This window comes from Pseudomonas sp. QLc11A (assembly GCF_052112305.1).
GTDB classification, from domain to species: domain Bacteria; phylum Pseudomonadota; class Gammaproteobacteria; order Pseudomonadales; family Pseudomonadaceae; genus Aquipseudomonas; species Aquipseudomonas laurylsulfatiphila.
Window position 1 is genome coordinate 1 of the sequence record NZ_JAVAJJ010000025.1, and the last position, 20,646, is coordinate 20,646.

At 55.9% G+C, this 20,646-nt stretch carries 17 protein-coding genes and 4 tRNA genes; all 21 read left to right on the forward strand.

The window, feature by feature from the left end; translation table 11 throughout:
- Nucleotides 1-207 precede the first annotated feature (207 nt).
- The 21 genes from birA (at nucleotide 208) to rplC (ending at nucleotide 20,641) form a co-directional block, all read left to right on the forward strand.
- Nucleotides 208-1,167, forward strand: coding sequence for a bifunctional biotin--[acetyl-CoA-carboxylase] ligase/biotin operon repressor BirA (birA, locus tag Q8X48_RS27255; RefSeq protein ID WP_407800894.1), 960 nt, complete (start codon nucleotides 208-210; stop codon nucleotides 1,165-1,167).
- On the forward strand, nucleotides 1,157-1,906 hold the full coding sequence (locus tag Q8X48_RS27260; protein ID WP_407800895.1) for a pantothenate kinase: 750 nt from the start codon (nucleotides 1,157-1,159) through the stop codon (nucleotides 1,904-1,906). The genes birA and Q8X48_RS27260 overlap by 11 nt, the downstream gene beginning before the upstream one ends.
- Before the next feature lie 7 nt (nucleotides 1,907-1,913).
- On the forward strand, nucleotides 1,914-2,351 hold the full coding sequence (locus Q8X48_RS27265) for a hypothetical protein (protein ID WP_126047828.1): 438 nt from the start codon (nucleotides 1,914-1,916) through the stop codon (nucleotides 2,349-2,351).
- 142 nt (nucleotides 2,352-2,493) lie between these two features.
- Nucleotides 2,494-2,578, forward strand: a tRNA-Tyr gene (locus tag Q8X48_RS27270).
- A gap of 24 nt (nucleotides 2,579-2,602) precedes the next feature.
- A tRNA-Gly gene (locus Q8X48_RS27275) sits at nucleotides 2,603-2,676 on the forward strand.
- A 26-nt stretch (nucleotides 2,677-2,702) separates the two neighbouring features.
- Nucleotides 2,703-2,778, forward strand: a tRNA-Thr gene (locus tag Q8X48_RS27280).
- A gap of 173 nt (nucleotides 2,779-2,951) precedes the next feature.
- Nucleotides 2,952-3,027 (forward strand) — tRNA-Trp (locus Q8X48_RS27285).
- 45 nt (nucleotides 3,028-3,072) lie between these two features.
- On the forward strand, nucleotides 3,073-3,441 hold the full coding sequence (gene secE / locus Q8X48_RS27290; protein WP_102673697.1) for a preprotein translocase subunit SecE: 369 nt from the start codon (nucleotides 3,073-3,075) through the stop codon (nucleotides 3,439-3,441).
- 9 nt (nucleotides 3,442-3,450) lie between these two features.
- Nucleotides 3,451-3,984 carry a transcription termination/antitermination protein NusG gene (gene nusG, locus Q8X48_RS27295; RefSeq protein WP_007984405.1) on the forward strand — a complete coding sequence of 178 codons (534 nt, stop codon included), beginning with the start codon at nucleotides 3,451-3,453 and terminating at the stop codon, nucleotides 3,982-3,984.
- Nucleotides 3,985-4,101: 117 nt separating this feature from the next.
- Entirely contained in the window at nucleotides 4,102-4,533 is a 432-nt protein-coding gene (gene rplK, locus Q8X48_RS27300) for a 50S ribosomal protein L11 (protein ID WP_007933726.1), read from the forward strand.
- Complete coding sequence (rplA, locus tag Q8X48_RS27305) at nucleotides 4,533-5,228, forward strand: 50S ribosomal protein L1 (protein WP_003186095.1); 696 nt, start codon at nucleotides 4,533-4,535, stop codon at nucleotides 5,226-5,228. Before rplK ends, rplA begins: the two co-directional genes overlap by 1 nt.
- Before the next feature lie 198 nt (nucleotides 5,229-5,426).
- Nucleotides 5,427-5,927 (forward strand): 50S ribosomal protein L10, encoded by a 501-nt coding sequence (gene rplJ, locus Q8X48_RS27310; RefSeq protein WP_007970413.1) that lies wholly within the window; start codon nucleotides 5,427-5,429, stop codon nucleotides 5,925-5,927.
- A gap of 75 nt (nucleotides 5,928-6,002) precedes the next feature.
- Nucleotides 6,003-6,368: a 50S ribosomal protein L7/L12 gene (gene rplL / locus Q8X48_RS27315; RefSeq protein WP_007970414.1), complete on the forward strand. Its 366-nt coding sequence runs from the start codon at nucleotides 6,003-6,005 to the stop codon at nucleotides 6,366-6,368.
- A 220-nt stretch (nucleotides 6,369-6,588) separates the two neighbouring features.
- A complete protein-coding gene (rpoB, locus tag Q8X48_RS27320; RefSeq protein ID WP_007970415.1) occupies nucleotides 6,589-10,662 on the forward strand; it encodes a DNA-directed RNA polymerase subunit beta in 4,074 nt (1,357 codons plus the stop codon).
- 64 nt (nucleotides 10,663-10,726) lie between these two features.
- Entirely contained in the window at nucleotides 10,727-14,926 is a 4,200-nt protein-coding gene (gene rpoC, locus Q8X48_RS27325) for a DNA-directed RNA polymerase subunit beta' (RefSeq protein ID WP_007970416.1), read from the forward strand.
- Between the two features lie 216 nt (nucleotides 14,927-15,142).
- A complete protein-coding gene (gene rpsL, locus Q8X48_RS27330) occupies nucleotides 15,143-15,514 on the forward strand; it encodes a 30S ribosomal protein S12 (RefSeq protein ID WP_003186084.1) in 372 nt (123 codons plus the stop codon).
- 108 nt (nucleotides 15,515-15,622) lie between these two features.
- Nucleotides 15,623-16,096, forward strand: coding sequence for a 30S ribosomal protein S7 (gene rpsG / locus Q8X48_RS27335; RefSeq protein WP_007970418.1), 474 nt, complete (start codon nucleotides 15,623-15,625; stop codon nucleotides 16,094-16,096).
- A gap of 30 nt (nucleotides 16,097-16,126) precedes the next feature.
- Nucleotides 16,127-18,232 carry an elongation factor G gene (gene fusA, locus Q8X48_RS27340; RefSeq protein ID WP_057400627.1) on the forward strand — a complete coding sequence of 702 codons (2,106 nt, stop codon included), beginning with the start codon at nucleotides 16,127-16,129 and terminating at the stop codon, nucleotides 18,230-18,232.
- A 30-nt stretch (nucleotides 18,233-18,262) separates the two neighbouring features.
- Nucleotides 18,263-19,456, forward strand: a complete 1,194-nt coding sequence (gene tuf, locus Q8X48_RS27345; protein WP_008053875.1) for an elongation factor Tu — start codon at nucleotides 18,263-18,265, stop codon at nucleotides 19,454-19,456.
- A gap of 157 nt (nucleotides 19,457-19,613) precedes the next feature.
- Entirely contained in the window at nucleotides 19,614-19,925 is a 312-nt protein-coding gene (gene rpsJ / locus Q8X48_RS27350; protein WP_003186070.1) for a 30S ribosomal protein S10, read from the forward strand.
- An 80-nt stretch (nucleotides 19,926-20,005) separates the two neighbouring features.
- Entirely contained in the window at nucleotides 20,006-20,641 is a 636-nt protein-coding gene (gene rplC / locus Q8X48_RS27355) for a 50S ribosomal protein L3 (RefSeq protein ID WP_003186059.1), read from the forward strand.
- The last annotated feature ends 5 nt before the right edge of the window (nucleotides 20,642-20,646 follow it).

Here is a 20,646-nt window from a genome sequence, read left to right on the forward strand (position 1 = left end):
CTCAGCAGTGAAACGATGCATCGCCGATGGTAGTGTGGGGTTTCCCCATGTGAGAGTAGGTCATCGTCAAGATTAAATTCCGAAACCCCAATTGCGAAAGCAGTTGGGGTTTTGTTTTTGTCCGCAGAAAAGTCACGGCTACTGGATTTCTATGCAATAGCTCGGCGCGTGGCTATCATGCGGGCCTCATTGTGAGGCGAGACCTGCATGCTGACGTTGTTAAAGCTTCTTAAAGATGGCCGATTCCATTCGGGTCAAGCATTGGGTGCTGCCCTGGGCGTCAGTCGTAGCGCCGTGTGGAAGCAGCTTCAGCATTTAGAAGCTGAGCTGGGATTGTCCATTCATAAAGTTCGTGGGCGCGGCTATCAATTGTCCGCGCCATTAGCGCTGCTCGATCCTTCCGAGATCAGTGCCCGGGCGATTTCTTGCGACTGGCCCGTCCAGGTTTACGATTCAATCGACTCCACGAACGCCGAGGCGCTGCGTGCTATAGAGCGGGGGCAGGCTGCGCCATTTCTTGTGCTTTCGGAGCGGCAGACAGCCGGGCGCGGGCGACGGGGTCGTAAATGGGTCAGTCCCTTCGCAGAAAACGTCTATTACAGCCTGGTGCTGCGCATTGATGGTGGGATGCGCCAGTTGGAGGGCTTGAGTCTCGTCGTCGGGCTCGCTGTTTTGCAGACGTTGCGTGAGCTGGGTATTGCAGCCGCTGGATTGAAGTGGCCCAACGATGTTCTGGTGGGGCAGAAAAAGATCGCTGGAATACTGCTCGAGCTGGTTGGTGACCCTGCTGATGTGTGCCATGTGGTTCTGGGGGTGGGAATCAATGTGAACATGCAGTCCGCTGACGAGGTGGATCAGCAATGGACATCCATGTGGCTCGAATCAGGCAAATCGTTTGATCGCAACCAATTGGTCGCTATGTTGGGGGAGATGCTGCAGCGATACCTGGCTCGTCATCAGGCGGGTGGCTTTTTGGCCATTCAGTCAGAGTGGGAGCAAAATCACCTGTGGCAGGGGCGAAGCGTGTCGTTGATTGCCGGTGTCAATCAAATTGATGGTGAGGTGCTTGGTATTGATGGCCAGGGCGCCCTGCGCCTGAAGGTGGATGGTGTGGAGAAAGTCTTCAGTGGTGGTGAATTGAGCCTGAGGTTGCGTAATGATTCTTGAGCTCGATTGTGGGAATAGTTTCATCAAGTGGCGCGTGCTTGCGGCGAATGCCGGGCGGGTGCTTGGTGAGGGGGTTGTCGATTCCAATCTCGCATTGCTTGAGGGGTTGGGGGAGCTCAAAGGGCTTGCCCTCACGTTTTGCCGGCTGGTGAGCGTCAGGACTGCGGAAGAGACCGGTGCGCTGACGTCTTTGCTGAAGGATACCTTTGATGTGCCGATAGTGTGCGCAGCGCCTGCTCGCGAAATGTCAGGCGTGCGCAACGGTTATGAAGAGTTTGAGCGGCTGGGCCTGGATCGGTGGCTTGCAATGCTGGGAGGCTTTCATCTGGCTTCAGGTGCGTGCCTGGTGCTCGACTTCGGTACGGCTGTGACTGCAGACTTTATCGCTTCTGATGGAGAGCACCTGGGTGGTTTCATCTGTCCGGGCATGCCGTTGATGCGCAACCAGTTGCGTACCCATACGCGCAAAATTCGTTACGGGGATCTGGCGGCGGAGCAGGCTCTGGAAAGTCTTGTTCCGGGTCGTGCGACTGTCGAGGCTGTCGAGCGTGGTTGTTTGTTGATGTTGCGCGGCTTCGTAATGACTCAGCTCGAGTTGGCGCGCAGCTACTGGGGTGAGGACTTTGTCGTATTCCTCACCGGGGGGGATGCGAGCCTGGTTTCTGAGGTCGTGCCTCGGGCCAGGGTGGTTCCGGACTTGGTGTTTGTCGGATTGGCCATGGCCTGTCCCTTGTCCTGAGGTTTTTATGCGTTGGTTGTTTCTGCTGCTGCTTGTCCTCAATGGCTTTTACTACATCTGGCATCAACAAGAGGCTCCGCTGCGCGCGAAGGATGTCACGCCTTTGAGTCTGTATCGCGGGTCCCAGCAGGATATACGCCTGTTGAGCGAAGCGGGTGACGCCTCCAAAGACAAGGCTAAAGCTGTCTCGCCAGGCAATGGCTGCCTTTACCTGGGGGGGTATACGCGCCAGGACGCCGCGCAGGCGGTTGAGCGTCGGTTGAGCGGGATGGAGGTCAAATACCAGCCCCTGTCCAGGGGCTCGGAAAGCGCAGGGTATTGGGTGCGTATTGCACCGGAAAGCCGGCGTTGGCTGGACGATCTGCAGCTGCAAAACCTTTCTAAAGAATTCAATGAGTTAAAACATAAAATAATGCCGTGCGAGGGGGTTGCGCCCACCGAATAGTTTGCATAGAATGGCGCCCGCTCCACAGCGAACACCGGAAACGGTTAGCGATGTGAAGCGAGGTCAACGCAGCTAACCTCAAGATTTAATTGAGAAAATGCTTGACAGAAGGCTGGCATGATGTAGAATGCCGGCTCGCTTAGGAGGGGTTCCCGAGCGGCCAAAGGGATCAGACTGTAAATCTGACGTCTACGACTTCGAAGGTTCGAATCCTTCCCCCTCCACCATTTTTAGCGAGAGCTGTAAGCCTCGCGGGTATAGTTTAGTGGTAGAACCTCAGCCTTCCAAGCTGATGATGCGGGTTCGATTCCCGCTACCCGCTCCAAGTTTACGGGTTTTGCACAGTGTTAGGCTCTTGTAGCTCAGTTGGTAGAGCACACCCTTGGTAAGGGTGAGGTCAGCGGTTCAAATCCGCTCAAGAGCTCCATATAACAAGGCAGATATGAAAATATCTGCCTTTGTTTTAGGTGGTTGTGGTTGCGCCTCGTTGTGTTTTCGGGGTTGCCGGTGTCGCAGATGCTGGTGTTGCAGTCGGGATTGCCTGGTAAGTGTTGTAAAGTCTTTTTCGGGTCGGCATAATGGTCGGCCTGATTTTGTTTTAGGTCAGTAGCTCAATTGGCAGAGCGACGGTCTCCAAAACCGTAGGTTGGGGGTTCGATTCCCTCCTGACCTGCCAGATTCACCTGGTGTGTCTGGCTTTCTTTTCACAGGATCTTCATAGATGACTCCTAAAGCTGAAGCTCAAGGCTCTCGTTTCGACCTCCTCAAGTGGCTTGTAGTAGTCGCTCTGGTGGTTGTTGGCGTTGTTGGCAATCAGTACTTTTCTGCTTCGCCGATCCTGTACCGCGTACTCGCATTGCTTGCCATTGCTGCTGTAGCTGCCTTTGTAGGCCTGCAGACGGCCAAGGGCAAGTCTTTCTTTGTACTGGTTAAGGAGGCTCGCACCGAGATTCGTAAAGTCGTTTGGCCAACTCGCCAAGAAACCACGCAGACCACCCTTATTGTGGTGGCTGTTGTTCTGGTTATGGCGTTGCTGTTGTGGGGGCTTGATTCCCTGCTCGGCTGGCTTGTTTCCTTGATTGTCGGCTAAGGGTGTCCCGTGGCTAAGCGTTGGTATGTTGTGCATGCTTACTCCGGTTACGAGAAGCATGTAATGCGCTCGCTGATCGAGCGCGTAAAGCTGGCCGGTATGGAAGATGGCTTCGGCGAGATTCTGGTTCCCACTGAAGAAGTGGTTGAAATGCGCAATGGCCAGAAGCGCAAAAGCGAACGCAAATTCTTCCCTGGCTACGTGCTGGTGCAGATGGATATGAACGAGGGTACTTGGCACTTGGTCAAGGATACTCCTCGGGTGATGGGTTTCATTGGCGGTACCGCCGACAAGCCTGCACCGATCACCGATAAGGAAGCAGAAGCGATTCTGCGCCGCGTTGCTGACGGTAGCGACAAGCCGAAGCCGAAGACGTTGTTCGAGCCGGGCGAGTCGGTGCGTGTCAATGACGGTCCATTCGCGGACTTTACCGGTGTTGTTGAAGAAGTTAACTACGAAAAGAGCCGGATTCAGGTCGCAGTGCTCATTTTCGGTCGCTCTACTCCGGTGGAGCTCGAGTTCAGTCAGGTCGAAAAGGTCTAGCTGAGCAAAAATCCCAACCCCGCAGCCGTAGGCTGTGGGGTTTTGTCGTCACTGGGATAAACGCGCAAGTAACCGGGGAGCCTCTCGAGGCGTTCGAACCCGTAATTGGAGTGCCTCATGGCCAAGAAGATTACCGCTTACATCAAGCTGCAAGTGAAGGCCGCTCAGGCTAACCCAAGCCCACCTGTTGGTCCTGCTCTGGGTCAGCACGGCGTGAACATCATGGAATTCTGCAAGGCTTTCAACGCCCGTACCCAGGGTCTTGAGCCAGGTCTGCCGACTCCAGTGATCATCACTGTCTACAGCGACCGTAGCTTCACTTTCGAAACCAAATCCACCCCTGCTTCGGTTCTGCTGAAGAAGGCGGCCGGTCTGACCAGCGGTTCCGCTCGTCCGAACACCGTTAAGGTTGGCACCGTAACTCGTGCTCAGCTGGAAGAAATCGCGAAAACCAAAAACGCGGATCTGACTGCAGCTGATATGGAAGCAGCCGTGCGTACCATCGCCGGTTCTGCTCGTAGCATGGGCCTTAACGTGGAGGGTGTGTAATGGCTAAGCTGACCAAGCGTCAAAAGGCTATCGCCGGCAAAATCGAAGCAGGCAAGGCCTACAACTTTGTAGACGCTGCTGCCCTGCTGGCCGAGCTGTCGACTGTCAAGTTCAGCGAGTCGTTCGACGTAGCTGTAAACCTGGGTGTTGACCCGCGTAAATCCGACCAGGTCGTTCGTAGCGCTACCGTGCTGCCACACGGCACTGGCAAGACCGTTCGCGTTGCCGTGTTCACCCAGGGTCCAGCTGCTGAAGCCGCTCTGGCTGCCGGCGCTGACCGTGTAGGCATGGACGACCTGGCTGCCGAAATGAAAGGCGGCGACCTGAACTATGACGTAGTGATCGCATCCCCGGATGCCATGCGCGTTGTAGGTCAGTTGGGTCAGATCCTCGGTCCACGTGGCCTGATGCCTAACCCTAAAGTCGGCACCGTGACTCCAGACGTAGCTACCGCGGTTAAAAACGCCAAGGCTGGTCAGGTTCGTTATCGCACCGACAAAAACGGCATCATCCACACTTCCGTTGGCAAGATCGGCTTCGACGCCGTCAAGCTGAAGGAAAACGTTGAAGCCCTGATCGCTGATCTGAAGCGTATCAAGCCAGCTTCCTCGAAAGGCATCTACGTCAAGCGCGTTACCCTGAGCACCACCATGGGCCCAGGTCTGGTTATCGACCAGAGCTCGCTCGACGCGTAAGACACAGATTGGCGCAAGCGATTGCGCCAATTGAAAAATTGGGGTCCCTGCCTGGCGGGGGCTATCCAAGACCGTAGGCGACGCAAGTCTTAAACCACAAGCCTACGCAGATGGTGCTCCCGGTTCCTTACCGAATCAGACACCAAAACGACATCCGGTTTCGACCAGATGAAACGGTAACAAGCAGGAGTTAAACCCGTGGCAATTAAACTCGAAGACAAGAAGGCCATCGTCGCTGAAGTCAACGAGGCTGCCAAAGTCGCTCTGTCCGCTGTCGTGGCTGATGCCCGTGGCGTAACAGTAGGCGCGATGACCGGACTCCGTAAAGAGGCTCGTGAAGCTGGCGTTTACGTACGTGTTGTACGTAACACCCTGCTCAAGCGCGCTGTTGCTGACACTGAATTCAGTGTCCTCAACGACGTGTTCACCGGCCCTACCCTGATTGCGTTCTCCAAGGAACATCCAGGCGCTGCTGCCCGGATCTTCAAGGAATTCGCAAAGGGTCAGGACAAGTTCGAGATCAAGGCAGCTGCGTTCGAGGGCAAGTTCCTCGCAGCTAACCAAATCGACGTACTGGCAACTCTGCCGACCCGTGACGAAGCAATTTCTCAGCTGATGAGCGTGATTCAAGGCGCTACCAGCAAATTGGCTCGTACTCTGGCGGCAATTCGCGACCAGAAAGAAGCTGCTGCAGCCTAAGGCTCGTCAACTTCTCGCGTTTTTTGTTTTTTTCGATGGTCGCGTAGGCCGTCCCCAATATCAGGAATTAGATTCATGTCTATCTCTCAGAACGATATCCTTGAAGCAGTTGGCAACATGTCCGTAATGGAAGTTGTTGAGCTGATCAAAGCTTTCGAAGAAAAATTCGGTGTTACCGCTGCTGCTGCATCGGCTGGTCCAGCTGTTGCTGCTGCCGTTGCTGAAGAGCAAACCGAATTCAACGTCATGCTGACCGAAGCTGGCGAGAAGAAAGTTAACGTGATCAAGGCTGTACGTGAACTGACCGGTCTGGGCTTGAAAGAAGCCAAGGCTGTAGTTGACGGCGCACCTGCCATGGTTCTGGAAGCTGTTGCCAAAGACGCAGCTGACAAAGCCAAAGCAGCTCTGGAAGAAGCAGGCGCTAAAGTCGAGCTGAAGTAAGCATCGACTTTGCTCCTCCAGCCCGAGCGTTAAGCGACAGGCTGATGGCTGGTGGCTCTTGCCACCGGCCTTTTTCCGTTATTGGCAGCCGACTGGGTCGGTGCCGATAACGTGCTGTAACCACCCGATGCGGTGGCGCAAACCATGGGGTTTGCACGATTTTCTGGCTGCTCCCGTCGGGAGGGGCCAAACAAGCAGGTGACCAAGCTGGGGAACGCTGATGGCTTACTCATATACTGAGAAAAAACGTATCCGCAAGGACTTTAGCAAGTTGCCGGACGTCATGGATGTGCCGTACCTCCTGGCCATCCAGCTGGATTCGTATCGTGAATTCTTGCAAGCGGGAGCGACTAAAGATCAGTTCCGCGACGTGGGCCTGCATGCGGCCTTCAAATCCGTTTTCCCGATCATCAGCTACTCCGGCAATGCTGCGCTGGAGTACGTCGGATATCGTCTGGGCGAACCGGCATTTGATGTCAAAGAATGCGTATTGCGCGGTGTAACTTACGCCGTACCTTTGCGGGTAAAAGTGCGCCTGATCATTTTCGACAAAGAATCGTCGAACAAAGCGATCAAGGACATCAAAGAGCAAGAAGTCTACATGGGTGAAATCCCCCTGATGACTGAAAACGGTACCTTCGTAATCAACGGTACCGAGCGTGTAATCGTTTCCCAGCTGCACCGTTCCCCGGGCGTGTTCTTCGACCACGACCGTGGCAAGACGCACAGCTCCGGTAAACTGCTGTACTCCGCGCGCATCATTCCTTACCGCGGTTCGTGGCTGGACTTCGAGTTCGACCCGAAAGACTGCGTATTCGTGCGTATCGACCGTCGTCGCAAGCTGCCTGCATCGGTACTGCTGCGCGCGCTCGGCTATACCACCGAAGAAGTGCTGGACGCGTTCTACACCACCAACGTATTCCACGTGAAGGGCGAGACCCTGAGCCTGGAGCTGGTGCCTCAGCGCCTGCGCGGTGAAATCGCTGTCCTCGATATTCAGGATGACAAAGGCAAGGTTATTGTCGAGCAGGGTCGTCGTATCACCGCTCGCCACATCAACCAGCTGGAAAAAGCCGGTATCAAAGAGCTGGATGTGCCTCTGGACTACGTCCTGGGCCGCACAACCGCCAAGGTCATCGTGCATCCGGCAACCGGCGAAATCCTGGCAGAGTGCAACACCGAGCTGAACACCGAGATCCTGGCAAAAATCGCCAAGGCCGGCGTTGTTCGCATCGAAACTCTGTACACCAACGATATCGACTGCGGTCCGTTCGTCTCCGACACCTTGAAGATCGACTCCACCAGCAACCAACTGGAAGCGCTGGTCGAGATCTATCGCATGATGCGTCCTGGCGAGCCGCCAACCAAAGACGCTGCCGAGACCCTGTTCAACAACCTGTTCTTCAGCCCTGAGCGCTATGACCTGTCTGCGGTCGGCCGGATGAAGTTCAACCGTCGTATCGGTCGCACCGAGATCGAAGGTTCGGGCGTGCTGTGCAAGGAAGACATCGTCGCGGTACTGAAGACCCTGGTCGACATCCGTAACGGTAAAGGCATCGTCGATGACATCGACCACCTGGGTAACCGTCGTGTTCGCTGCGTAGGCGAAATGGCCGAGAACCAGTTCCGCGTTGGCCTGGTACGTGTTGAGCGTGCGGTCAAAGAGCGTCTGTCGATGGCTGAAAGCGAAGGCCTGATGCCGCAAGACCTGATCAACGCCAAGCCAGTGGCTGCGGCGGTGAAAGAGTTCTTCGGTTCCAGCCAGCTGTCCCAGTTCATGGACCAGAACAACCCGCTGTCCGAGATCACCCACAAGCGCCGTGTTTCTGCACTCGGCCCTGGCGGTCTGACTCGTGAGCGTGCCGGCTTTGAAGTTCGTGACGTACACCCGACTCACTACGGTCGTGTCTGCCCGATCGAAACGCCGGAAGGTCCGAACATCGGTCTGATCAACTCCCTGGCCGCTTATGCGCGCACCAACCAGTACGGCTTCCTCGAGAGCCCGTACCGCGTGGTGAAAGACGCTCTGGTCACCGACGAGATCGTGTTCCTGTCCGCCATCGAAGAAGCTGATCACGTGATCGCTCAGGCTTCGGCCACGATGAACGACAAGAAAGTCCTGATCGACGAGCTGGTAGCTGTTCGTCACTTGAACGAATTCACCGTCAAGGCGCCGGAAGACGTCACCTTGATGGACGTATCGCCGAAGCAGGTAGTTTCGGTTGCTGCGTCGCTGATTCCGTTCCTCGAGCACGACGACGCCAACCGTGCGTTGATGGGCTCGAACATGCAGCGTCAAGCTGTACCAACCCTGCGCGCTGACAAGCCGCTGGTCGGTACCGGCATGGAGCGTAACGTAGCCCGTGACTCCGGCGTTTGCGTCGTGGCTCGTCGTGGCGGCGTGATCGACTCCGTCGACGCCAGCCGTATCGTGGTTCGTGTTGCCGATGACGAAGTTGAAACCGGTGAGGCCGGTGTCGACATCTACAACCTGACCAAGTACACCCGCTCCAACCAGAACACCTGCATCAACCAGCGTCCGCTGGTGCGTAAAGGTGATCGGGTTCAGCGTAGCGACATCATGGCCGACGGTCCGTCCACCGACATGGGTGAACTGGCTCTGGGTCAGAACATGCGCATCGCGTTCATGGCATGGAACGGCTTCAACTTCGAAGACTCCATCTGCCTGTCCGAGCGTGTTGTTCAGGAAGACCGTTTCACCACGATCCACATCCAGGAACTGACCTGTGTGGCTCGTGACACCAAGCTTGGCCCAGAGGAAATCACTGCCGACATCCCGAACGTGGGTGAAGCGGCACTGAACAAGCTGGACGAAGCCGGTATCGTTTACGTAGGTGCTGAAGTTGGCGCAGGCGATATCCTGGTCGGTAAGGTCACTCCGAAAGGCGAGACCCAGCTGACTCCGGAAGAAAAACTGCTGCGTGCGATCTTCGGTGAAAAAGCCAGCGACGTTAAAGACACCTCCCTGCGTGTACCTACCGGTACCAAAGGTACTGTCATCGACGTACAGGTCTTCACCCGCGACGGCGTTGAGCGTGATGCTCGTGCCCTGTCGATCGAGAAGTCCCAGCTGGACGAGATCCGCAAGGACCTGAACGAAGAGTTCCGTATCGTTGAAGGTGCTACTTTCGAACGTCTGCGTTCCGCTCTGGTCGGCCACAAAGCCGAAGGCGGCGCCGGTCTGAAGAAAGGCCAGGACATCACCGACGAAGTTCTCGACGGTCTTGAGCACGGCCAGTGGTTCAAACTGCGCATGGCTGAAGATGCTCTGAACGAGCAGCTCGAGAAGGCCCAGGCCTACATCGTTGATCGTCGCCGTCTGCTGGACGACAAGTTCGAAGACAAGAAGCGCAAACTGCAGCAAGGTGATGACCTGGCTCCAGGCGTGCTGAAAATCGTCAAGGTCTACCTGGCAATCCGTCGTCGCATCCAGCCGGGCGACAAGATGGCCGGTCGTCACGGTAACAAGGGTGTGGTCTCCGTGATCATGCCGGTTGAAGACATGCCGCACGATGCCAATGGCACCCCGGTCGACGTCGTCCTCAACCCGTTGGGCGTACCTTCGCGTATGAACGTTGGTCAGATCCTTGAAACCCACCTGGGCCTCGCGGCCAAAGGTCTGGGCGAGAAGATCAACCGCATGATTGAAGAGCAGCGCAAGGTTGCCGAGCTGCGTAAGTTCCTGCACGAGATCTACAACGAGATCGGCGGTCGTCAGGAAAGCCTCGATGACTTCTCGGACCAGGAAATCCTGGATCTGGCTCAAAACCTGCGTGGCGGCGTTCCAATGGCCACTCCAGTGTTCGACGGCGCCAAGGAAAGCGAAATCAAGGCCATGCTGAAACTGGCGGACCTGCCAGAAAGCGGCCAGATGCAGCTGACCGACGGCCGTACCGGCAACAAGTTCGAGCGCCCGGTCACCGTTGGCTACATGTACATGCTGAAGCTGAACCACTTGGTAGACGACAAGATGCACGCGCGTTCTACCGGTTCGTACAGCCTGGTTACCCAGCAGCCGCTGGGTGGTAAGGCGCAGTTCGGTGGTCAGCGTTTCGGGGAGATGGAGGTCTGGGCACTGGAAGCATACGGTGCCGCTTACACTCTGCAAGAAATGCTCACAGTGAAGTCGGACGATGTGAACGGCCGTACCAAGATGTACAAAAACATCGTGGATGGCGATCACCGTATGGAGCCGGGCATGCCCGAGTCCTTCAACGTGTTGATCAAGGAAATTCGTTCCCTCGGCATCGATATCGATCTGGAAACCGAATAACACGTGACGCGAATCGAGAGCGGGGCAGGATTGCCCGCTCTCTGCTCCGCCAGGAGGAAAGGCCTTGAAAGACCTACTGAATTTGCTGAAAAACCAGGGTCAAGTCGAAGAGTTCGACGCCATCCGTATCGGATTGGCATCGCCTGAGATGATCCGTTCGTGGTCGTTCGGTGAAGTTAAAAAGCCGGAAACCATCAACTACCGTACGTTCAAACCTGAGCGTGACGGCCTGTTCTGCGCCAAGATCTTTGGCCCGGTAAAGGATTACGAGTGCCTGTGCGGTAAGTACAAGCGCTTGAAGCACCGCGGTGTGATCTGCGAGAAGTGCGGCGTTGAAGTCGCGCTGGCAAAAGTTCGTCGTGAGCGCATGGCGCACATCGAACTGGCCTCGCCGGTTGCCCACATCTGGTTCCTGAAATCGCTGCCGTCCCGTATCGGCTTGCTGATGGATATGACCCTGCGTGATATCGAACGCGTTCTCTACTTCGAGAGCTACGTCGTTATCGATCCAGGCATGACCACCCTTGAAAAAGGTCAGCTGCTGAACGACGAGCAGTACTTCGAAGCGCTGGAAGAGTTCGGCGACGATTTCGATGCCCGCATGGGTGCCGAAGCTGTCCGCGAACTGCTGCACGCTATCGACCTGGAGCACGAGATTGGCCGCCTGCGTGAAGAAATTCCGCAAACCAACTCGGAAACCAAGATCAAGAAGCTGTCCAAGCGTCTGAAGTTGATGGAAGCCTTCCAGGGTTCCGGCAACCTGCCAGAGTGGATGGTGTTGACCGTTCTGCCGGTTCTGCCGCCAGATCTGCGTCCACTGGTCCCGCTGGATGGCGGTCGCTTCGCGACTTCCGACCTCAACGATCTGTATCGTCGAGTGATCAACCGTAACAACCGTTTGAAGCGCCTGCTGGATCTGTCCGCTCCGGACATCATCGTGCGCAACGAAAAGCGTATGTTGCAGGAAGCCGTCGACGCACTGCTCGACAACGGTCGTCGTGGCCGCGCTATCACAGGTTCCAACAAGCGTCCTCTGAAATCCCTGGCTGACATGATCAAGGGTAAGCAGGGTCGTTTCCGTCAGAACTTGCTCGGTAAGCGTGTTGACTACTCCGGCCGTTCGGTAATTACCGTAGGTCCGACCCTGCGTCTGCACCAGTGCGGTCTGCCGAAGAAGATGGCTCTCGAGCTGTTCAAACCGTTCATTTTCGGCAAGCTGGAAATGCGTGGTCTCGCAACCACCATCAAAGCTGCCAAGAAGATGGTCGAGCGCGAGCTGCCGGAAGTTTGGGATGTTCTCGCTGAAGTGATTCGCGAACACCCGGTTCTTCTCAACCGTGCACCGACCCTTCACCGTCTGGGTATCCAGGCGTTTGAACCGGTACTGATCGAAGGTAAGGCTATCCAGCTGCACCCTCTGGTCTGCGCCGCGTACAACGCCGACTTCGACGGCGACCAAATGGCCGTGCACGTACCGCTGACGCTGGAAGCCCAGCTGGAAGCGCGTGCGTTGATGATGTCGACCAACAACATTCTGTCGCCAGCCAACGGTGAGCCAATCATCGTTCCGTCGCAGGACGTTGTATTGGGTCTGTACTACATGACGCGTGAAGCGATCAACGCCAAGGGCGAAGGTCGTGTATTCGCGGATCTGCAGGAAGTTGACCGTGTGTTCCGTGCCGGCGAAGCCGCACTGCACGCCAAGGTCAAAGTCCGGATCAACGAAACCGTCAACGACCGTGACGGCGGCAGCGTGACCAACACCCGTATCGTCGACACCACTGTCGGCCGTGCGCTGTTGTTCCAGGTTGTGCCAAAAGGTCTGTCGTACGACGTCGTCAACCTGCCGATGAAGAAAAAGGCGATCTCCAAGCTGATCAACCAGTGCTACCGCGTGGTTGGTCTGAAAGAGACCGTTATCTTCGCTGACCAGTTGATGTACACCGGTTTTGCCTACTCGACCATCTCCGGCGTTTCCATCGGTGTTAACGACTTCGTTATCCCGGATGAAAAAGCCCGCATCATCGGTGCAGCCACCGACGAAGTGAAAGAGATCGAGAGCCAGTACGCCTCCGGCCTGGTAACCCAGGGCGAGAAGTACAACAAAGTGATCGACCTTTGGTCCAAGGCGAACGACGAAGTTTCCAAGGCGATGATGGCCAACCTCTCGAAAGAGAAAGTCATCGACCGCCATGGCGTCGAAGTCGACCAGGAATCGTTCAACTCGATGTACATGATGGCCGACTCGGGTGCGCGGGGTTCCGCAGCACAGATTCGTCAGCTCGCCGGTATGCGTGGCCTGATGGCCAAGCCGGACGGCTCCATCATTGAAACGCCGATTACTGCGAACTTCCGTGAAGGTTTGAGCGTACTTCAGTACTTCATCTCCACTCACGGTGCTCGTAAAGGTCTGGCGGATACCGCGTTGAAAACGGCGAACTCGGGTTACCTGACTCGTCGTCTGGTAGACGTGGCGCAGGATCTGGTTGTAACCGAGATCGATTGCGGCACCGAGCACGGCCTGCTGATGACTCCGCACATTGAAGGCGGTGACGTTGTAGAGCCGTTGGGTGAGCGCGTATTGGGTCGTGTTATTGCCCGTGACGTATTCAAGCCGGGTACCGAGGACGTCATCGTTCCTGCTGGCACCCTGGTAGACGAGAAGTGGGTCGAGTTCATCGAGCTGAACAGCATCGACGAAGTGATCGTGCGCTCGCCGATCAGCTGCGAAACCCGCTACGGCATTTGCGCCAAGTGCTACGGCCGTGACCTGGCTCGTGGTCACCAGGTGAACATCGGTGAAGCGGTCGGCGTAATCGCTGCCCAGTCCATCGGTGAGCCGGGTACCCAGCTGACGATGCGTACGTTCCACATCGGTGGTGCGGCAAGCCGGACCTCCGCAGCCGACAGCGTTCAGGTGAAGAATGGCGGTACCGTCCGTCTGCATAACCTGAAGCACGTTGAGCGAGTGGACGGTCACCTGGTTGCCGTGTCCCGTTCCGGTGAGCTGGCCATCGCTGATGACTTCGGTCGTGAGCGTGAGCGTTACAAGCTGCCGTACGGTGCCGTGATTTCGGTTAAAGAAGGTGACAAGGTCGACGCTGGCGCCATCGTGGCCAAGTGGGATCCGCACACTCACCCGATCGTTACCGAAATGAAAGGTACCGTGACCTACGTGGGCATGGAAGAAGGCATCACGATCAAGCGTCAGACTGACGAATTGACCGGTATGACCAACATTGAAGTACTCGACGCCAAAGATCGTCCAGCTGCCGGTAAGGACATCCGTCCAGCCGTTAAGATGGTCGACGACAACGGCAAGGATCTGTTGCTGCCAGGCACTGACGTTATCGCTCAGTACTTCCTGCCAGCCAACGCCCTGGTCGGTGTAGCGGACGGTGCGAAGATTGCGATCGGTGATGTTATCGCTCGTATTCCGCAAGAAACTTCGAAGACCCGTGACATCACCGGTGGTCTGCCGCGTGTTGCCGACCTGTTCGAAGCCCGTCGTCCGAAAGAAGCGTCGATTCTGGCTGAAGTCAGCGGCACCATCGCGTTCGGTAAAGAGACCAAGGGCAAGCGCCGTCTGGTCATTACGCCGAACGACGGTAGCGATCCGTACGAAGAGCTGATTCCGAAGTGGCGTCACCTGAACGTGTTCGAAGGCGAACAGGTAAACCGCGGCGAAGTTATCTCCGACGGTCCGAGCGATCCACACGACATCCTGCGTCTGCTGGGTGTGAGTGCGCTGGCCAAGTACATCGTTAACGAGATCCAGGACGTTTACCGTCTGCAAGGCGTGAAGATCAACGACAAGCACATCGAGACCATCCTGCGTCAGATGCTGCGTAAAGTTGAAATCGCTGAATCCGGCGATTCCAGTTTCATCAAGGGCGACCAGATGGAACTGACTCACGTACTGGTAGAGAACGAGCGCCTGGCGACTGAAGACAAGTTTGTCTCCAAGTTCACTCGTGTACTGCTGGGTATCACCAAGGCGTCGTTGTCCACCGAATCGTTCATCTCGGCGGCTTCCTTCCAGGAAACCACCCGCGTACTGACCGAAGCGGCGGTAACCGGCAAGCGCGATTACCTGCGCGGCCTGAAAGAAAACGTGGTCGTGGGTCGTCTGATCCCGGCCGGTACCGGTCTGGCTTATCACAGCGAGCGTAAGCGTCGCCGTGATGCAGACAAGCCGTTGCGCGTAAGCGCCAGTGAAGTGGAAGCTGCACTGACCGAAGCGCTGAACTCGAGCGGTAACTGAGTTCTGCGGTAAATGAGTGTGAGGCCCTGGTCACTCCGTTCATCGAATCGAGACAAATTGTCGAGATTGGATGAGCGGGGAGGGCGGGGCCTTGCCTTGACTGGGGACAAGATCCTCTTTAGACTCTTGTACCCCTAAATTTGGCGGGAACTCGTTCCTGCCATTTTGCTTTTCTTGCAAGACAATAGCGTCGCAAGACAACAGTGGAGCTAGTAGATGGCAACTATCAACCAGCTGGTACGTCAGCCGCGTAAGCGTATCGTCGAGAAATCCGACGTGCCTGCGCTGCAGAACTGCCCGCAACGCCGTGGCGTGTGCACCCGTGTGTACACCACCACGCCGAAAAAACCTAACTCGGCACTGCGTAAAGTATGCCGTGTGCGTCTGACCAACGGTTTCGAGGTTTCCTCGTACATCGGTGGTGAAGGCCACAACCTGCAAGAGCACAGCGTGGTACTGATCCGCGGCGGTCGTGTAAAAGACTTGCCAGGTGTTCGTTACCACACCGTTCGCGGTTCGTTGGATACTTCCGGTGTTAAAGGTCGTAACCAGGGTCGTTCGAAGTACGGTACCAAGCGTCCGAAGTAATCGGCCGTTTTGCAGTTATTCATTTTATTGAGTCGATAAGAGTAAGGTCGGGCACGTATCCACAGGATCTGTCCCGGGCTAACCTGAAGACCGTTTGAGGGCTTATCAATGCCAAGACGTCGCGTAGCAGCCAAGCGTGAGATTCTGGACGATCCGAAATACGGAAGCCAAATCCTCGCCAAATTCATGAACCACGTAATGGAAAGCGGCAAGAAAGCCGTTGCCGAGCGTATCGTTTATGGTGCCCTGGATACCGTGAAGGCTCGTAAGGCCGGCACCGATCCCCTGGAACTCTTCGAAAAAGCACTCGACGCCATCGCTCCGCTGGTCGAAGTGAAGTCGCGCCGCGTTGGTGGTGCTACTTACCAGGTTCCGGTCGAGGTTCGTCCTTCCCGTCGTAACGCTCTGGCAATGCGCTGGTTGGTAGACTTCGCCCGCAAGCGCGGCGAGAAGTCTATGGCTCTGCGTTTGGCTGGCGAACTGTTGGACGCCGCCGAAGGTAAAGGTGCTGCAGTTAAGAAGCGTGAAGACGTGCACCGTATGGCTGAAGCCAACAAGGCTTTCTCGCACTACCGCTTCTAATTCTAGCGTCACTCATTTTGCGAGGGCTTTATGGCTCGTACTACACCGATTAATCGCTACCGTAACATCGGTATCGTTGCTCACGTGGATGCTGGTAAAACCACCACCACCGAGCGCGTCCTTTTTTACACTGGCAAAAGCCACAAGATGGGCGAAGTGCATGACGGCGCTGCGACCACTGACTGGATGGTTCAGGAGCAGGAGCGTGGTATTACCATTACTTCTGCTGCCATTACCGCCTTCTGGCAGGGTTCGGCCAAGCAGCACAAAGACCAATACCGCTTCAACGTCATCGATACCCCGGGTCACGTAGACTTCACCATTGAAGTTGAACGTTCCCTGCGTGTACTCGACGGCGCGGTCGTTGTGTTCTGCGGCACCTCCGGCGTTGAGCCTCAGTCCGAAACCGTATGGCGTCAAGCCAACAAGTACGGCGTTCCACGTATCGTTTACGTGAACAAGATGGACCGTGCCGGTGCGAACTTCCTGCGCGTGATCGCTCAGATCAAGCAGCGTCTGGGTCACACTCCGGTGCCTATCCAGTTGGCTATCGGTTCCGAAGACAACTTCCAGGGTCAGATCGATCTGATGACCATGGAAGCCGTTTACTGGAACGATGCCGACAAGGGTATGACTCCTCGTCGTGAAGCCATCCCTGCTGAACTGCAGGAGCTGGCTGAAGAGTGGCGCAACAACATGGTTGAGGCTGCGGCCGAAGCCAGCGAAGAGCTGATGAACAAGTACCTCGAAGGCGAAGAGCTCTCCATCGAGGAAATCAAGGGTGCTCTGCGTCAGCGTACTATCGCTGGTGAGATCGTTCTGGCTGTTTGCGGTTCTTCCTTCAAGAACAAGGGTGTTCCCCTGGTTCTCGACGCCGTTATCGACTACCTGCCTGCGCCAACTGACATTCCTGCCATCAAGGGTACTGACCCGGATGACGAGGAAAAGCAGATGGAGCGTCATGCAGACGACAACGAGCCGTTCTCGGCTCTGGCGTTCAAAATCGCTACCGACCCATTCGTGGGTACCCTGACCTTCGTCCGTGTTTACTCGGGCGTGTTGGCCTCCGGCGACGGCGTGATCAACTCGGTCAAGGGCAAGAAAGAGCGTGTGGGTCGTATGGTGCAGATGCACGCAAACGCCCGTGAGGAGATCAAGGAAGTACGCGCTGGCGACATCGCGGCCTTGATCGGCATGAAGGACGTCACCACTGGTGAAACCTTGTGCAACGCTGACAAGCCAATCATCCTGGTTCGCATGGACTTCCCGGAGCCGGTTATTTCGGTTGCCGTAGAGCCTAAGACCAAGGATGACCAGGAAAAAATGGGTATCGCTCTGGGCAAACTTGCTCAGGAAGACCCGTCTTTCCGCGTCAAGACTGATGAAGAGACTGGTCAGACGATCATCTCTGGCATGGGCGAGTTGCACCTGGACATCCTGGTTGACCGGATGCGCCGTGAGTTCAACGTCGAAGCCAACATCGGTAAGCCTCAGGTTTCGTATCGTGAGCGCATCACGAAGAATTGCGAAATCGAAGGCAAGTTCGTTCGTCAGTCCGGTGGTCGTGGCCAGTTCGGTCATTGCTGGATTCGTTTTGCTCCTGCTGACGAAGGTCAGGAAGGTCTGCAATTCGTGAACGAAGTAGTGGGTGGTGTGGTTCCTAAGGAATACATCCCGGCTATCCAGAAGGGTATCGAAGAGCAGATGAAGAACGGCGTAGTTGCCGGCTATCCGCTGATCGGCCTGAAGGCTACCGTGTTTGATGGTTCTTACCACGACGTCGACTCGAACGAGATGGCGTTTAAGGTGGCTGCTTCCATGGCGACCAAGCAACTGGCCCAGAAGGGCGGTGGTGAGTTGCTCGAGCCGATCATGGCGGTAGAGGTTGTTACGCCTGAAGACTATATGGGTGACGTGATGGGCGACCTTAACCGTCGTCGCGGCATGATTCTGGGTATGGAAGACACGGTTTCCGGTAAGGTGATCCGTGCTGAAGTTCCGTTGGGCGAGATGTTCGGTTATGCGACCGACGTTCGTTCGATGTCCCAGGGTCGCGCAAGCTACTCTATGGAATTCAAAAAATACAATACGGCTCCGTCGCACATCGTCGAAACCGTTACCAAAAAACAAGGCTGATTCAGTCCTTTAGGCAAGGAGTTAATTGTCGTGGCTAAAGAAAAATTTGATCGTTCCCTACCGCACGTCAACGTTGGCACCATCGGTCACGTTGACCACGGTAAAACCACTCTGACCGCAGCTCTGACTCGCGTTTGCTCCGAAGTTTTCGGTTCCGCAATCGTTGATTTCGATAAAATCGACAGCGCTCCAGAAGAAAAAGCTCGTGGTATCACCATCAACACCGCGCACGTCGAGTACAACTCGAAGATCCGTCACTACGCTCACGTTGACTGCCCAGGTCACGCTGACTATGTGAAGAACATGATCACCGGTGCTGCCCAGATGGACGGCGCGATCCTGGTTTGCTCGGCCGCTGATGGTCCGATGCCACAAACCCGTGAGCACATCCTGCTGTCCCGTCAGGTAGGCGTTCCGTACATCGTGGTTTTCCTGAACAAGGCTGACCTGGTAGACGACGCTGAGCTGCTGGAACTGGTCGAGATGGAAGTTCGCGACCTGCTGTCCACCTACGACTTCCCGGGCGATGACACTCCAATCATCATCGGTTCGGCTCGTATGGCGCTGGAAGGCAAAGACGACAACGAAATGGGCACCACTGCCGTTCGTAAACTGGTTGAAACTCTGGACAGCTACATCCCAGAACCAGAGCGCGCTATCGACAAGCCATTCCTGATGCCAATCGAAGACGTATTCTCGATCTCGGGTCGTGGTACTGTTGTGACTGGTCGTATCGAGCGCGGTATCGTTCGCGTTCAAGATGCACTGGAAATCGTTGGTCTGCGTGACACCACCACCACCACCTGCACCGGTGTTGAGATGTTCCGCAAGCTGCTCGACGAAGGTCGTGCTGGCGAGAACTGCGGCGTTCTGCTGCGTGGTACCAAGCGTGACGACGTTGAGCGTGGCCAGGTTCTGGTTAAGCCAGGTTCGGTTAAGCCGCACACCAAGTTCACCGCAGAAGTTTACGTTCTGAGCAAGGAAGAAGGCGGTCGTCACACTCCGTTCTTCAAAGGCTACCGTCCACAGTTCTACTTCCGTACTACTGACGTGACTGGTAACTGCCAGCTGCCAGAAGGCGTTGAAATGGTAATGCCAGGTGACAACATCCAGATGGAAGTTACCCTGATCAAGACCATCGCAATGGAAGACGGTCTGCGTTTCGCTATCCGTGAAGGCGGTCGTACCGTCGGCGCTGGCGTCGTAGCCAAAATCATCGAGTAAGCATCTCTTTTGAGATAGCTTCGATGCTTTGAAAAGCCCCCGCTCAGCGGGGGCTTTTTTATTGGGTTGACACCTATCTGGGGCGTCTATAGAATTGCGCCTCCTTTTAACGGGCGTATTGCGCCCGGTGGGAATAGCAGCCGGAGTCTGAAATCCAATGCAAAATCAGCAAATCCGTATCAGGTTGAAGGCTTTCGACCATCGCCTGATCGACCAATCAACCCAGGAAATCGTGGAAACCGCGAAACGTACTGGTGCTCAAGTGCGTGGTCCAATTCCACTGCCTACCCGTAAAGAGCGGTTCACCGTTCTGGTCTCCCCGCACGTCAACAAAGACGCGCGTGACCAGTACGAGATCCGTACTCATAAGCGCGTTCTGGACATCGTCCAGCCAACGGATAAAACCGTTGATGCTCTTATGAAGCTTGATCTTGCGGCCGGTGTGGAAGTGCAGATCAGCCTCGGCTAAGACTCGGTCTTAGTCGTGTAACGCTCTGAAATGGGCGGCCATAGCGGGTGAAAGCCCCGTACACTCATGAGGTTTACAACATGACTATTGGTGTAGTCGGTCGTAAATGCGGTATGACCCGTATTTTCACCGAAGAAGGTGTCTCCATTCCGGTCACGGTCATTGAGATCGAGCCGAATCGCGTCACCCAGTTCAAAACTGAAGAGACCGATGGCTATCGTGCAGTGCAAGTCACTGTCGGCGAGCGTCGTGCTTCGCGTGTAACAGCAGCTCAGGCTGGCCACTTCGCTAAAGCGAACGTTGCCGCTGGTCGTACCGTAATGGAATTCCGCCTTGAAGAAGGCGAGTACCAGGCCGGCGATCTGATCAACGCTGAAATCTTCGCCGCTGGTCAACTGGTTGATGTAACCGGTCAGTCCAAGGGTAAAGGCTTCCAGGGTACGATCAAGCGTTGGAATTTCCGCGGGCAAGATAACACCCACGGTAACTCCGTATCCCACCGCGTTCCAGGCTCTATCGGCCAGTGCCAGACTCCTGGTCGTGTATTCAAGGGCAAAAAAATGTCCGGTCATATGGGCGCTGAGCGCGTGACCGTGCAGTCCCTCGAAGTAGTGCGCGTGGACGCTGAACGCAATCTGTTGTTGGTCAAGGGCGCTGTTCCTGGCGCTACTGGCGGCAACTTGGTTGTACGTCCAGCAGCCAAGGCTCGCGGTTAAGGGGA